The following is a 13878-nucleotide window of genomic DNA, read 5'->3' on the forward strand; positions in this document are numbered from 1 at the left end:
GCCTGAGGCCCGAAAGTGACATACCGTTCCGGAAGTGACACACCGTTCCGCGAGGCGAGGTGGCCAGTGAGACGAGCACTCGTGATCGGCTGCGGTGCGACCCTGGGCTTCACCTGGACCGCCGCCGTGCTCGACGCGCTGTCCGAGTGGGACCCGCGCGGCGCCGACGTGCTGATCGGCACGTCCGCCGGCGCGGAAATGGTCGCCATGCTGGGTGCGGGCATCGCGCCGGAGGAGATCATGGCGGCACTCGCCGGCACGGCGGACGCGCATCCGGTGGTCGCCGCGCACCTCGCCACCGTCCCCCACCGCTTCCCGCCGCTGCCCTCGCCGCGCTGGCCTGCCACCGGCCTGACCCGCGCCAAGGTGGACGGGCTCGCCCGCCTCGCCGGGCTGCTGCCCCGCGGACGGGGTGACGCGGCCTGGCTGAAACGGCTCGGCGACACCCTCGCCCCGAACGGGTGGGTGACACACCCGGCGACCTGGCTCGTCGCGACCGACCCGCACGGCAACCGCGTGGCCTTCGGCTCGCCGGACGCGCCGGCGTGCACGCTGGGCGAGGCGATCGCCGCGTCCTGGGCGGTGCCCGGCTGGTTCCCACCCGTGGAGATCGCCGGCGGGCGCTACCTCGACGGCGGCACCGTCTCCCCGACCTCGGCCGACCTGCTGCTGGACCGTGACGTCGAGGAAGTGGTGATCGTCGCGCCGATGAGCAGCGAGGGCGGCGCGCCCGCACGCGGGCCGGCACGACTGGAACGCCTGATCAGGAAGGCCATGACCCGCCGCGTCGACGCCGAGGTGCTGGCCCTGCGGCAGGCCGGCGCGCGCGTGATCCGGATCGAGCCGAGTAGCGAAGACCTGGCCGCCATGGGCGCCAACTTCATGGACGGCCGGCGCCGCCAGCGCGTGCTCGACACCGCGATCGGCACCGCCCCGCGCCTGGTCGCCGAGGCATTCGAAGGAGCGACCGCATGACCCGCTACCCGACGATCGACCTCGACGGCGCGCACGTCGCGATCACCGGCGCCGCGCGCGGAATCGGCCGTGCCACCGCGGCACTGTTCGCGAAACACGGCGCCACGGTCGCCATCGGCGATCTCGACCTGGACGAGGCCAAGCGTGCCGCGGCGGAGATCGGCGGCACCGCGCACCGCGTCGACGTGCGCCGCGGTGCCTCGTACGCGGATTTCCTCGCCGAGGCGCAGACCGCCAACGGCCCGCTCGGCGTGCTGGTGAACAACGCCGGGATCATGCCCAACGGCGGGTTCCTCGACCTGTCCGAGGAGATCAGCACGGCCACCATCGAGGTCAACCTGCTCGGCGTGATCACCGGCATGCGGCTGGCCCTGCCCGGCATGCTGGAGCGCGGTCGCGGGCACATCGTGAACGTCGCCTCGCTGGCCGGGAAATTCCCGGTGCCCGGGCTCGCGGTCTACAACGCGAGCAAGTACGGCGTGGTCGGGCTGACCGCGGCCACCCGTCTGGAGTACGCGCCGCACGGCGTGAGTGTGTCCGCCGTGCTGCCGTCGGCCGTGGACACCGCGCTCGCCTCGGGCCTGGACATGAAGCCGATCCCCAAGGTCAAGCCGGAGCGGATCGCCGAAGCCGTGGTGAAGACCGTGCGCACCCGGGCCGCCGAGGTCGCCGTGCCCGGCTACGTCGGCGCGATCGCCTCGGCGGCCGCGATCACCCCAGAGCCGGTACTCAACGCGATCCGCCGCATGATCAAGGACGACCGGGCGCTGCGGCCCGACTCGGCCGACCGCACCGCCTACCGCGAACGCCTGCAGCGCGACACCCAGGAGGACAACGCATGAGCACGCAGTTCGACGCCGTCGTCATCGGAGCCGGGTTCGGCGGCATGGGCGCGGCGATCCAGTTGCGCCGGCTCGGCTACGACAACCTGCTGATCGTGGACCGCGAGTCCGACCTCGGCGGCACCTGGCACGTCAACCGCTACCCCGGGCTGGCCGTGGACATCCCGTCGGCCACCTACTCGTACTCCTTCGAGCCGAACCCGAACTGGTCGCGCCTGTTCGCGCCGGGCGCGGAATTGAAGCGATACGCCACGCACGTCGCCGACAAGTACGACCTGCGCCGCCACATGCGCTTCGACACCGCCGTCACCGGCGCGGTGTGGAACGAGGAACGGGCGCACTGGGCGGTGTCGTTCGACGGCGGCGACCAGGTCACCGCGAAGTACCTGCTCGCCGCGACCGGCTTCCTGTCGCAGCCGAAGACGCCGGACATCGAGGGCATCGACTCCTTCGCGGGCAAGATCATCCACACCACCGCGTGGGACGACGACTACGACCTCACCGGCAAGCGGGCCGCGGTGATCGGCACCGGCGCGACCGGCGTGCAGCTCATTCCGGAGGTCGCCAAGAAGGTCTCGGAACTGACCGTCTATCAGCGGACACCCATCTGGGTGAGCCCGAAAGTGGACTTCACGGTGCCGAAGGCTGTCCGGCGCCTGTACGCCGCGCTCCCGTTCACCCAGCGGATCGCGCGCTTGGCCGGCACCGCGTTCCTCGAGCTCCTGATGGTCACCGGCGTGCTGCACTACCGGCAGATGCCGCTGGCGAACAAGCTCGGCGAGCGCTTGTGCCGGAGGCATCTGGCCCGCCAGGTGCCCGACAGGGAACTGCGCCGCAAGCTGCTGCCCGACTACTCGTTCGGCTGCAAGCGGCCGACGGTGTCCAACGAGTACTACCCGACGTTCACCAAGGACCACGTGCACCTGGAGACGACGTCGATCAGCCACGTGGACGCGAAGGGGATCGTCACCGAGGACGGCGACCGGCGCGACATCGACGTGCTGCTGCTGGCCACCGGGTTCGACCTGTGGCAGGTCAACTTCCCGGCGATCGAGATCATCGGCCGGGACGGGCGCGACCTCGGGAAGTGGTGGCGGGACAACAGGTTCCAGGCCTACGAGGGCATCACGGTGCCGCGCTTCCCGAACCTGCTGTCGCTGAACAGCCCATACTCCTATTCCGGACTGTCGTACTTCACCACGATCGAGTCGCAGATGAAGCACATGGACCGGCTGTTCACGTCGATGAAGCGGCGCGGGGCGGACGTGTTCGAGGTGACCGAGCGCGCCAACGACGAGTTCCTCGCCAGGATGACCGAGAAGGTCGGCGACTCGATTTTCGCGCTCGGCGAGTGCGGCACGGCGCGCAGCTACTACTTCAACCAGCACGGCGAGGCGGTGCTGCTGCGCCCGACGTCCACGGTCAACGCGTTCCGCGAAGCGAGCCGGTTCCCGGTGGAGGACTACGCATATGCGTGACCCCGCGCGGGCACGGCTTGATTGAGGTGCGTAAACTACGTGAGTTGCCTCGGCGAGGGCAGGCGTCACGCCTGGCGTGATCGACGCGGCGGTGTGTCAATGCCGCGCGTGTTCTGTGTCCGCGCCCCCGCCGCCGCGACCACCCCGCAGCAGAAGAAGACGCCGCCCCAGCGCCTCAAGATCGCAAGGAGAGCATCACCGTGTCCGAGGTACGACTCGCCGTCGAGCCGCGCACCGAGTTCGGCAAAGGCGCCGCGCGCCGCACCCGCCGCGCCGGCAAGATTCCCGCGGTGCTCTACGGCCACGGCTCCGACCCCAGGCACCTGTCGCTGCCGGCGCTGGAATTCGCCCGCGTCGTGCGCCAGCACGGGCTCAACGCCGTACTCACCCTCGAGGTGGGCGGCGGTGACAAGGAGCTGGCCCTGACCAAGACGGTCACCACGCACCCGCTGAAGAACTACATCGAGCACGTCGACCTGCTGCTGGTGCGCCGCGGCGAGAAGGTCACCGTGGAGATCCCGATCATCCTCACCGGCGAGGCCGCCAACGGCACGCTGGTCAACCAGGACCTGTCCACGCTGCTGATCGAGGTCGAGGCGCTGCACATCCCCGACCAGGTCGAGGTGTCCATCGAGGAGGCCGAGGTCGGCACGCAGATCCTGGCCAGCCAGGTCACCCTGCCGCCGGGCTCCGTCCTGGCCACCGACCCCGAGGCGCTGGTGGTCGCGGTGAACGCCGCACCGACCGCCGAGCAGCTCGAGGCCGAGTCCGACGCCGAGGGCGCCGGTATCGTCGAGGACGCGCCCGACAGCGAGACCGCCGAGAACGGGTCCGCCGAGGGCTGACGCCGCGCTACCGTGCGCCCTGCCCCCGACGACACCAGTCGGGGCAGGGCGCACGCGCATGTCTGACGCCCTGGACCACAACGAAAGCCACGCCGAGGTCGGTCGAAAGGCGAGGGCCGCGGATTTTGCCCGAGCTGAACAACACGGGAGTAGCTGGTGCCTGAGATCGAGGGCGAGCCGGTACTGGTGGTCGGGCTCGGCAACCCCGGCCCGCGCTACGTGGGCAACCGGCACAACGCCGGGTTCCTGGTGCTCGACGAGCTGGCCGCGCGGATCGGCGGGAAGTTCAAGGCGCACAAGGCCAACGCCGAGGTGCTGGAGGGGCGGCTGGCCGGGCGGCGGGTCGCGCTGGCCAAGCCGCGCTCGTTCATGAACGTGTCCGGCGGGCCGGTGGTCGGCACGGCGCGCTTCTTCAAGGTCACGCCGGACCGGATGATCGTGGTGCACGACGAGCTGGACATCCCGTACGGCAGCGTGCGGCTCAAGCTGGGCGGTGGCGAGAACGGCCACAACGGCCTGCGCTCGATCACGAAATCCTTGGGTACCAAGGACTACTACCGAATCCGGTTCGGCGTCGGCCGCCCACCGGGCCGGATGGACCCGGCCGACTTCGTGCTCCGCGACTTCTCCCCGACCGAGCGCAAGGAGATCGCCTTCGTGATCGACCGCTGCGCCGACGCCGTCGAGACACTGCTGTCCGGGGGCCTGGAAGCCGCGCAGAACACCTTCCACGTGGATTAAGCTGCCCGCCATGCCGTTGAACCCGAAGGAGGTCGCCGGCAAGCGGTTCAGCTCGCCGGTGATCGGCAACCGCGCCTACCGCGAGGACGAGGTGCGCGCGTTCCTGCGCAGGGTCGCCGCCACCATGCGCGGGCGCGACAAGGTCACCCCGGTCGAGATCACCAGGGTCAGCTTCTCCCGCCCGAAGCGCAACGAGCTCGGGTACTCCGAGGACGAGGTGGACGCCTACCTCGAGGACCTCGCCGAGGAACTGTCCCGCCGCAGCCGCACCTGAACCCGTTGCGCCCCAACGGGTTCACCCGATCCGATCGGCCACCTTCTCGCCGGCCGCGGCACGGCGCAGCTTCCCGGACGGCGTCTTGGGCAGCGTGCCGGCGGGCAGCACCACCACGGCGACCGGCCGCGCGTTGACCGACTCGAACACCCGCGCGCCGACCTCCTTGACCAGCCGCCGCTCCTGCTCGGCGTCCCCGGCGAGCTTCGACTCGACCACGACGGCGAACCGCTCCCGGCGGGTGCCCGCGTCGATCCGCACGGCCACCGCGTTGCCCGCCCGCACACCGTCCACAGTGGACGCGGCGCGCTCGATGTCGGTCGGGTAGATGTTGCGCCCGGCGAGGATGATCACGTCCTTGGCCCGCCCGCAGATCACGATCTGCCCGTCGGCGAGGTAGCCGAGATCGCCGGTGGCGAGCCAGCCCTCGTCGTCCAAAGTGGACACAGGACCGTCGACGGTCAGGTACCCGGCGGTCACCGCGGCACCGCGCAGCCGGATCTCGCCGACCTCCCGATCACCGCGCCGGTTTCCTTGCTCGTCAACGATTTCCACCTCGAACGAGGGCAGCGGCGGGCCGAGCTTGGCGAACGCGCGGACGTTGCGCTCCGGATCGTCCACATCGGACTCGTCCACCGGAACCGCGCGATTGTTCTGCTCCAGCTCGTCCGCGTCGATCCGGTCCAGCGTGAGCCCGGTGAACAGCGGCGCGAACGAGATCGCTAGCGTGCCCTCGGCCATGCCGTAGGCGGGGAACACGCACTCCGCCGGCATGCCGAACCGCGCGCCGCCGTCGGTGAACGAACGCACCGCCTTCTCATCGATCGGCTCGGCGCCGTTGAGCGCGATCCGCAGCCGGGACAGGTCGTACACCGCGCCTTCGTCCACATTGGACAGACGGCGGCCGAGCATGGCGTAGGCGAAGTTCGGCGCCGCGGTGATCGTGGCCTGGTACCGGCTGATCAGCTCGGCCCACAGCAGCGGCGCGCCGAGGAACTCGATCGGCGTGATCTTCACCAGTTCCACGCCGAGCGTCATCGGAACGGTGAAGAACCCGACCATGCCCATGTCGTGGAACATCGGCAGCCAGGACACCATGATGTCCTCGGGCAGATCCAACTCCGCGACCGTGGCCATGTCGTCGATGTTGGTGATCAGGTTGCCATGGCTGATCCGCACCGCCTTGGGCTCGGCGGTCGAGCCGCTGGTGAGCTGCAGCAGCGCCGGCGCGTCCTCGTCCACCTCGACGAACTCGGCGAGCGGTTCGCCGCCGTCCAGCGCCGCGAGCGACAGGTAGCCGATGCCGTGCTCCTCCAGGACGGGCGCGACCTGGTCGAACGGAGCGCCGAGCAGGACCAGCTTGGAGCCGATCATGCTGAGCACCCGCAGCGTGTCCTGCGCCCACACGGCGAGGTCGGTGCGCGGGGTCGGCTGGTGCAACATCGTGACGCTGCCGCCGACCAGCCACACGGCCTGCACGGCCGGCCCGATCGCGGCCGGCTCGGCGGCGAGCACCGCCACCGCGTCGTGCTTGCCGACGCCGTGGCTGAGCAGCGCGCCCGCCGTGCGCCGCGCCTGGTCGTGCACCTCGGCCCAGGTGCGGCGCACCGGCGCGTTCGGCTCTCCGGTGGTGACGCCCCGCTGATCGTCCGCGCGGGCGGTCGCCAGCAACCTGTCCACAAACCTACTCATGAGTTCACCTTATATACGGCTATTCAGCGGTATCAGCGACCTCCAGCCACCGTTTTTCCACCTCATCTTTGTCGGTGATCACCTTGCGCAACTCGGCGTCCAGCTCCATCAGCCGATCGGTGTCGCCTCCCGCGTCGGCCAGCGCGTCGTTCAACTTCGCCTCGCGCGTGGTCAGGGTGTCCAGCCTGCGCTCCAGCCTGGCCAGTTCCTTCTGCGCGACCCGCCGTTCCGCGGCCGACGACGGAGCGGACTGGACCGCCGGCTTGGGCGCCGGTGTGGCGAGTTGCTCGGCCCGCCGCCGCAGGTACTGCTCGATGCCGCCGGGCAGATCGGTCACCCGGCCGTCGCCGAACAGCGCCACCACCGTGTCGGTCACGCGCTCCAGCAGGTACCGGTCGTGCGACACCACGACCAGGGTGCCCGCCCACGAGTCGAGCAAATCCTCCAACTGCTGCAACGTGTCGATGTCCAGGTCGTTGGTCGGCTCGTCGAGCAGCAGCACGTTCGGCTCGGACATCAGCAGCCGTGCGAGCTGCAACCTGCGCCGCTCACCGCCGGACAGATCGCCGACCGGGGTCCACTGTCGCGCGGCGGGAAACCCGAACTTCTCGGCGAGCTGGGACGCGGTCAGCTCCTGCTTGCCGAGCGTCACCCGGCGCGCGATCTCCTCGACCGCCTCCAGCACCCGCAGCTCGGCCGGCAGGTCGTGCAGCTCCTGGGACAGGTACGCCAGCCGCACGGTCTTGCCCTCGACCCGCCGTCCGCCGTCCGGCTCGCGCTCGCCGGCCAGCAGCCGCAGCAACGTGGTCTTGCCCGAGCCGTTCACGCCGACCAGGCCGACCCGGTCGCCCGGGCCGATCCGCCAGGTGTAGTCCTCCAGGATCGGCGGGCGGCTGTCCGACGGGATCCGCAGGGTCACGTCCTCCAGCTCGAGCACGATCCGGCCGAGGCGGCGCTTGGCGAAGGCCAGCAGCTCGACGGTGTCGCGTGGCGGCGGCACGTCGGAGATCAGCTCCTCGGCCGCCTCGATCCGGAACCGCGGCTTGGACGTGCGGGCGGGGGCACCGCGGCGCAGCCAGGCCAGTTCCTTGCTGGCGAGGTTGCGGCGCTTCTCCTCCAGGGTGCGCGCCAGCCTCGCCCGCTCGGCACGCGCGTACACCCAGTCGGCGTAGCCGCCCTCGTAGGACTCCACCTTCCCGCCGACGACCTCCCACGTTCGGGTGCACACGGTGTCGAGGAACCAGCGGTCGTGGGTCACCACCACGAGCGCGATCCCGCGGCGCACCAGGTGGTCGGCGAGCCAGGCGATGCCCTCGACGTCGAGGTGGTTGGTCGGCTCGTCGAGCACCACGAGATCCAGTTCGCGCACGAGTGCCGCGGCCAGTGCCACCCTGCGCCGCTCGCCGCCGGACATCGTGTCCACCGGCGAGTCGAGCCCGAGCGCGGTGATGCCGAGGCCATCGAGCACGGCACGCGCGCGTGGGTCGGCGGCCCACTCGTGGTCGGCCTGGATGCCGAGCGGGTCAAGCACGGCGTGCCGGACCGTGCCGCCGGGCGGCAGCTCGGTGCGCTGGGTGACCACGGCCATCCGCAGGTCGCGGGTGCGGCTGACCCGGCCGGAGTCGGGCGGCTCGATGCCGGCCAGCACCTCCAGCAGGGTGGTCTTGCCGCCGCCGTTGAGCCCGACGACGCCGATCCGGTCGCCGCTGTCCACGCCGAGCGACACGCCGTCCAGCAACGTGCGCACGCCGAAGCTCTTGCTCACGACCTCCAGGTTGACCAGGTTGGCCATCCGCATCCTCTCCACGCGATTGACGCCGCGAAGACCATCTCAAACGTGCGGCCCGGTCCTCACATCGGCACGCACGCTAAAGCTTTCAGAAAAGCTTTAGCGCTAGCTTCACCGATAGCTTTCTCGAAAGCTTTCTGGCGAGCGGATCAGCGGCCGGAGATCACCGCTGGGGAGATCAGGCTCCGTCGAGTCGCTCGGTCACCCGAAACCGTTGTGCCACAACAACTGTTTCGTCATCCACGGTGAACTCCGGATCATCGAACTCGGCGCGCACCTCCGGCGAGTGCCAGAACCGCTCGTGCCCCGCGCGCCACTGCGCGACGGTCTCGTACCCCTCGCCCTCGTCGATCGCGTGCGCGAGATCCACATCGGCCAGCCGGACCAAGCGCACCTCGGTGCACTCGATCACCGCCACCCCGCGCCCGTCCGAGTCGACGACCACCTCACGCTCGCCGACCGTCGGCAGCGGTTCACCCTCCCGCTCGTACCCCAGCAGCAACGACGACGTGGACGTCTTCGCACCGGACAGGATCGCCGCCACGAGCGTGTCGCGCAGCGGCCCGGGAAACGCGAACTCCGCGATCGGCAGGTCGGAGTGCTCCGTCACGAAGCCGTCCAATGGCTCGGGCGCGTCAACGGCGACGGCAGCAACGTGGCACCGTCCCCGCGCGCGGCGTTGATCTGGTTCTGGTTGACGAACAGGCTCGTGGACAGGTTCGCGCCGTGCAGCTTCGCCCAGCGCAGCTCCGCGCCGATCAGATCGGCCAGCCGCAGATCCGCCCCACGAAGATCGGCACCGGTGAGCACCGCACCCCGGAAGTTCGCGCCGCGCAGGTCCGCGCCGGCGAAGTCCCGTCCGGTCAGCAGCGCCCGTCGGAACTCGCGATCGTCACGCCGCACCTCGGCGCGCACCAACTCGCTCGCCCGCAGCAGCAACGCGTCCACGTCACTCCAGTGCTCGCGCAGGTCGTAGCCGGCGATGGTGTCCGCGTCCAGGCCGGCCAGCCGCTCGGTCTCCGTACACGCGCCGGCCAACTCCGCGTGCACGGCGGCCGCACCCGGCAGGGCCAGCGCCTCCGTCAGGCACCACAGCAACTCGTGCAGGTCCCGCATCACGACCAGCGCCGAGCACATCTGCTCGGCCAGCTCCGGCGACTCCGTCCAGTCCCGCCCGCGGAAGGTCACCTGCACAAGACGCTGCCCGGCACCGAAGCAGTCGTACACCGTGCAGCCGGGATTGCCGTCCTCGCGCAACGTCTCGTGCACCGTGCACAGGTGGTCCGGCCCGAGATGGCCGCACGGCGTCCCGGCCGGCTTGCTGAACGAGAAGTCCGGCCCCTCGGGGAGCTTGTAGGCCACACAGCACAGCCCGGCACAGCGCAGGCAGTCCGCCCGCAGCGTCGCGCGGTCCGTGACAGGAATGACGTCTCCCAACCGGAGTTCCCAGCGTCAGGCGAAGTACTTGGTCAGGATCTCCGCCAGCATCGGCTCCAGCAGGTGCAGCTTCCGGGTCTCCACGTCAAGGTCGCCGACCGAGCCGCGCTGCGGGAACTGCCGCAGGCTCACCTGCACGGCGCCACTGCCCGGACCGGGGCCGGCCGAGACGGACAGCCGGTGGTCCACGATGCCGGTCGCGGGCGAACGCTGGTCGAACAGCAGGCCGGGCCGCCCCGCCACGGTGACCGCGCGCCGGTTGGTCACCTCGGGCGCACCGGCGTCCCGGTTCGGATCACTGTCGGCCGACACGGTGACCTCGACCTCCACCGCGTGCTCCGGCTCGACGAACTGGCACGAGCGCGCGCCGGTCACCGGCAGCATCCTCGGACCGAAGTGCCGGCGCACCGCCTCGAGCCCGACCGCGCACCCGACGTTCGGGTCGGCCGTGCTCATCTTCAGCACGTCCTTGGCCTCGGCCGGCAGGGTCACCTCGTGGTACGGCTCGCAGCTGCCGGGACCGTACGTGCGCATGTGCACGCACGCGCCGGGGATCGCCTCGTCCGGCTCCTCGGCCTTGTACAGCAGCGGGCGCTGCACCGGCCCGGGCTGCGGAGTCGTCTTGAGCAGCTCCACGACCGTGGCCGCCGACGTCTCGGCCTTCGCGCAGTCGGGCGCGCGCATCTCGATCACCGCGTCGGTCAGGTTCGGGTACTGCGAGCCGGACGGGCCGGCGCTCCACTTCGCGACACACCCGCCGCTCGCGTCACTCGCGTCGCGCACGTCGACGTGCCGGTCACCGATCGCCTTGATCTTCACGTCCGGCGCGGCCGCCGGATCGGACTGGTAGTGCAGCAGCAGCTCGTACTCGGCCGACGCCGGCGAGCCGTCGGTGCGCTTGCGGCCGGACTGGCAGCCGTCGATGCCGTAGGAGCGACTGTCCAGCCTGGAGGCGAACCGGTCCAGTTCGGTGCCGAACGTGGCGTTGAGCAACGCGCACGGGTCCCATGCCGACAGTGGTGCCGCGGTGCGCACGGTGTCCTGGTTGGCGAGCTTGGCCATACCGGCGGCGGCGAACGTCTCGGCGAGCGTGCAGCGGTCATCGGAAGTGGACTTGCTTCCCTTGCGCGCCTGGAACTCGACCACGACGTCGAAGCTGACCGGCACGTTGACCGTGCACACGTCGCCGGTGGCGTCGGTGTTCCGGTAGGCCTTCGCGCCGGACAGGGTGAGCAGCGCGTCGTCGTACTTGCGCGCGTGGTCGATCTTGTCGCCGGCGCGGACGGTGACCTCGTCGTCGCCCTTCTTCTTGGTGATCATGCACCGGTGCGGTCCCTGGGCCCACGGCTTCACCTTGGAGGTGAACCCGAGCGAACCGGCGGCGGCCGGGTCGAGCAGCGCGCACGCGTCGACCTGGCGCAGCGCGACCATCACGGCGCGCTCGTCACGGTCCTTGGGCACCTCGGCCTTGGGGTGCACGACACGCGGCGGCGAGAGGTCCTGGGTGAGCGGCGCACCCGGTGTTATCGTGCCGCATCCGGCGGCGGCGATGATCACTGCGACGCCAAGCAGCCCGACTCTCGAGCTCCCCCTCATCATCAACTCCCATAAAGTCCGTTGCCAGCGGGCAAGTTTAGGCCCCGCCCGCGAGCCGCGGGCACGGGTTCACCAAACGCTCACCGAGTTCACAGGTTCGTCATGTCACGCGTGCACTTCCGGCGGTGTCGGTCGAGGTGCGTCGTCGCCCCCGATCACCCGCGCGCCGGGCACCGGCCCGTGCGCGACCCGCACGGTTCGGCACACACCAGCACCCGACAGCTCGGCGGCGACCCGCAGCGCCGCGTCCGCGTCCTCACAGAGGAACGCGCACGTCGGACCGGAGCCGGACACCGTGCCGGCGAGCGCACCCGCGTCCACACCGGCGCGCAGCGTGCGCCGCAACCCCGGCCGCAGTGAGACGGCCGCCGCCTGGAGATCGTTCCCGAGCAGCAGCGCGAGTTGGCGCGGTTCGCCGGAGGCCAGCGCCTCCAGAACCGGCTCCACCGCGCCGACCCGGGGCGGGTCGCCCTCGGCGCGCAGCCGGTCCAGCTCGGTGAACACCCTCGGCGTGGACAGCCCGCGCCGGTCGAACGCGAGCACCCAGTGGAAGGTGTGCCGGGACAGCACCGGCACCAGCCGCTCGCCCCGGCCGGTGCCCAGCGCGGTGCCGCCGTGCAGCACGAACGGCACGTCGCTGCCGATCGCGCCGGCGATCGTGGCCAGGTCGTCGCGGCCCAACTCCAGCCGCCACAACGCGGACAGCGCCACCAGCGCCGCCGCGGCGTCCGCGCTACCGCCGGCCATGCCGCCGGACACCGGGATGCCCTTGCGGATGATCACCCGGATGTTCGCCTTCACCGGGTCCCGCCCGACGTGCCTGGCCAGCTCGTCGATCGCGCGCCAGGCCAGGTTCTTCGCGTTGGCGGGCACGTTCGTGGCGCCCTCGCCGTGCACCTCGACACCCGGCTCGTCGGCGACCGCGACCGTGACCTCGTCGGTCAGCGACAGCGCCTGGAAAACCGTGGTCAGCTCGTGGTAGCCGTCCTCGCGCACGTCGCCGACGTCAAGGTGAAGGTTGACCTTGGACGGCACGCGCACGGTGACCGGAGGCGGGACAACGGCGAGCACGCACCCAGCCTACGGCGTGTCCCGTGTGGACTTGCCCGCGTCCCCGCGATTACTCGCCCGCCTCCCTGACATTTCCCTCGGGTCAGGCGGCGACGCCTTGGGGGCCGGTGGGCTCGCGGTGGACGTGGCCGCCGCGCTCGGTGATCCAGGCGAGCGTCGCGTCCGCACGCTCACCGGTCACGCCGACCCGGAACCGCGCCACCGGGGTGTCGCCGAGCCTGGTCAGCCCGCCGCCCAGCACCGCGATGTCCACGCCGAACCGCGCGCCCGCCTCCGGCAGCAGCGCGCCGACCGCGGCGAACCCGACCAGCAGCACCTCGGCGATCCGGTCGTGGCGCGCCGAGGTGGCGGCCGGAAGCGGGTCGAGTGCGGGCAGCAGCGTGTTCGCCGCCCGACTCGACGGGTCCTTGATCAGGTCGAGCAGCGTGCCGCTCTCCACGACCCGGCCGCCGTCCAGGATCGCGACGTCGTCGGCGACCCTGCGGACCGCACCGGCGTCGGTGGTGGCCAGCAGCACGGTCACGCCGAGTTCGGCGCGCGCCCGGTCCAGCGCGGTCAGCACACCGACTCCGGCGTCCGCGTCCAGGCCGGCGGTGACGTCGTCGGCGAGCAGCACGCTCGGGTTGCCGACCAGCGCCCGCGCCAGGGCGATCCGGCGCTGCTGGCCGGGGCTGAGCGTGTCGGGGTGCGCGCCGGCCGCGTCGGTGAGGCCGATCAGGTCCAGCAGCGTGCCGACCTTGTTGCGGCGCTGCGGGCCGTCGATGCCGGCCTGCTCCAGCGGGAGCGCGATGTTGCCGGCGGCGGTGCGCTGGGCGACCAGCTTGTCCTCGCCGGTGACCGTGCCGATCAGGCGCTTGGTCTCGCGCAGCCGGCGGCTGTCCAGCCCGACGGTGTCCACGCCGTTGAAGCGGATGCTGCCGCTGTCCGGGCGGTCCTGCAGCGCGAGCAGGCGGGCGAGGGTCGACTTGCCGGACCCGGACGGCCCGACCACGCCTGCGATCGCGCCGTCGCCGACGTCCAGGGTCACGTCCCGCAGGGCGAGGACCGGACCCTTGTCTCCCCAGAAGGACTTGCTCAGATGTTCAATGGTGATCATGACTACTCCCAGTGCAGGGTAAGACTTCCGGCCGCGTTTGGC

The 13878-nt window shown here is 71.1% G+C and carries 13 protein-coding genes; 6 read left to right on the forward strand and 7 right to left on the reverse strand.

Going from position 1 to position 13878, the window contains the following annotated elements:
* Positions 1 to 66 precede the first annotated feature (66 nt).
* The 6 genes from EV193_RS10175 (at position 67) to EV193_RS10200 (ending at position 5155) form a co-directional block, all read left to right on the forward strand.
* Complete coding sequence (locus tag EV193_RS10175; protein ID WP_242613267.1) at positions 67 to 975, forward strand: patatin-like phospholipase family protein; 909 nt, start codon at positions 67 to 69, stop codon at positions 973 to 975.
* Entirely contained in the window at positions 972 to 1817 is an 846-nt protein-coding gene (locus EV193_RS10180; protein WP_130343811.1) for an SDR family oxidoreductase, read from the forward strand. Before EV193_RS10175 ends, EV193_RS10180 begins: the two co-directional genes overlap by 4 nt.
* Positions 1814 to 3295 carry a flavin-containing monooxygenase gene (locus EV193_RS10185; protein ID WP_130343812.1) on the forward strand — a complete coding sequence of 494 codons (1482 nt, stop codon included), beginning with the start codon at positions 1814 to 1816 and terminating at the stop codon, positions 3293 to 3295. The genes EV193_RS10180 and EV193_RS10185 overlap by 4 nt, the downstream gene beginning before the upstream one ends.
* 200 nt (positions 3296 to 3495) lie before the next feature.
* Positions 3496 to 4140: a 50S ribosomal protein L25/general stress protein Ctc gene (locus tag EV193_RS10190; RefSeq protein WP_130343813.1), complete on the forward strand. Its 645-nt coding sequence runs from the start codon at positions 3496 to 3498 to the stop codon at positions 4138 to 4140.
* A 156-nt stretch (positions 4141 to 4296) separates the two neighbouring features.
* Positions 4297 to 4881: an aminoacyl-tRNA hydrolase gene (gene pth / locus EV193_RS10195; protein ID WP_242613268.1), complete on the forward strand. Its 585-nt coding sequence runs from the start codon at positions 4297 to 4299 to the stop codon at positions 4879 to 4881.
* A gap of 10 nt (positions 4882 to 4891) precedes the next feature.
* Complete coding sequence (locus EV193_RS10200; protein WP_130344337.1) at positions 4892 to 5155, forward strand: DivIVA domain-containing protein; 264 nt, start codon at positions 4892 to 4894, stop codon at positions 5153 to 5155.
* A 21-nt stretch (positions 5156 to 5176) separates the two neighbouring features.
* On the opposite strand, the gene EV193_RS10205 is transcribed toward EV193_RS10200, so the two are convergent.
* The 7 genes from EV193_RS10205 to EV193_RS10235 all read right to left on the reverse strand — a co-directional run bounded on the left by EV193_RS10205 (position 5177) and on the right by EV193_RS10235 (position 13836).
* Complete coding sequence (locus EV193_RS10205; RefSeq protein WP_130343815.1) at positions 5177 to 6847, reverse strand: fatty acyl-AMP ligase; 1671 nt, start codon at positions 6845 to 6847, stop codon at positions 5177 to 5179.
* A gap of 19 nt (positions 6848 to 6866) precedes the next feature.
* Positions 6867 to 8639: an ABC-F family ATP-binding cassette domain-containing protein gene (locus tag EV193_RS10210; RefSeq protein ID WP_130344338.1), complete on the reverse strand. Its 1773-nt coding sequence runs from the start codon at positions 8637 to 8639 to the stop codon at positions 6867 to 6869.
* Between the two features lie 175 nt (positions 8640 to 8814).
* Entirely contained in the window at positions 8815 to 9246 is a 432-nt protein-coding gene (locus tag EV193_RS10215; protein WP_242613269.1) for an ASCH domain-containing protein, read from the reverse strand.
* Positions 9243 to 10073 (reverse strand): pentapeptide repeat-containing protein, encoded by an 831-nt coding sequence (locus EV193_RS10220; RefSeq protein ID WP_130343816.1) that lies wholly within the window; start codon positions 10071 to 10073, stop codon positions 9243 to 9245. Before EV193_RS10220 ends, EV193_RS10215 begins: the two co-directional genes overlap by 4 nt.
* A gap of 15 nt (positions 10074 to 10088) precedes the next feature.
* Positions 10089 to 11669: a hypothetical protein gene (locus EV193_RS10225; RefSeq protein WP_165401312.1), complete on the reverse strand. Its 1581-nt coding sequence runs from the start codon at positions 11667 to 11669 to the stop codon at positions 10089 to 10091.
* 105 nt (positions 11670 to 11774) lie between these two features.
* Positions 11775 to 12740, reverse strand: a complete 966-nt coding sequence (locus tag EV193_RS10230) for a 4-(cytidine 5'-diphospho)-2-C-methyl-D-erythritol kinase (protein WP_130343818.1) — start codon at positions 12738 to 12740, stop codon at positions 11775 to 11777.
* 82 nt (positions 12741 to 12822) lie between these two features.
* Entirely contained in the window at positions 12823 to 13836 is a 1014-nt protein-coding gene (locus EV193_RS10235; protein WP_130343819.1) for a methionine ABC transporter ATP-binding protein, read from the reverse strand.
* Positions 13837 to 13878: the final 42 nt, after the last annotated feature.

Origin of the sequence: Herbihabitans rhizosphaerae (assembly GCF_004216555.1) — a bacterium.
GTDB classification, from domain to species: domain Bacteria; phylum Actinomycetota; class Actinomycetes; order Mycobacteriales; family Pseudonocardiaceae; genus Herbihabitans; species Herbihabitans rhizosphaerae.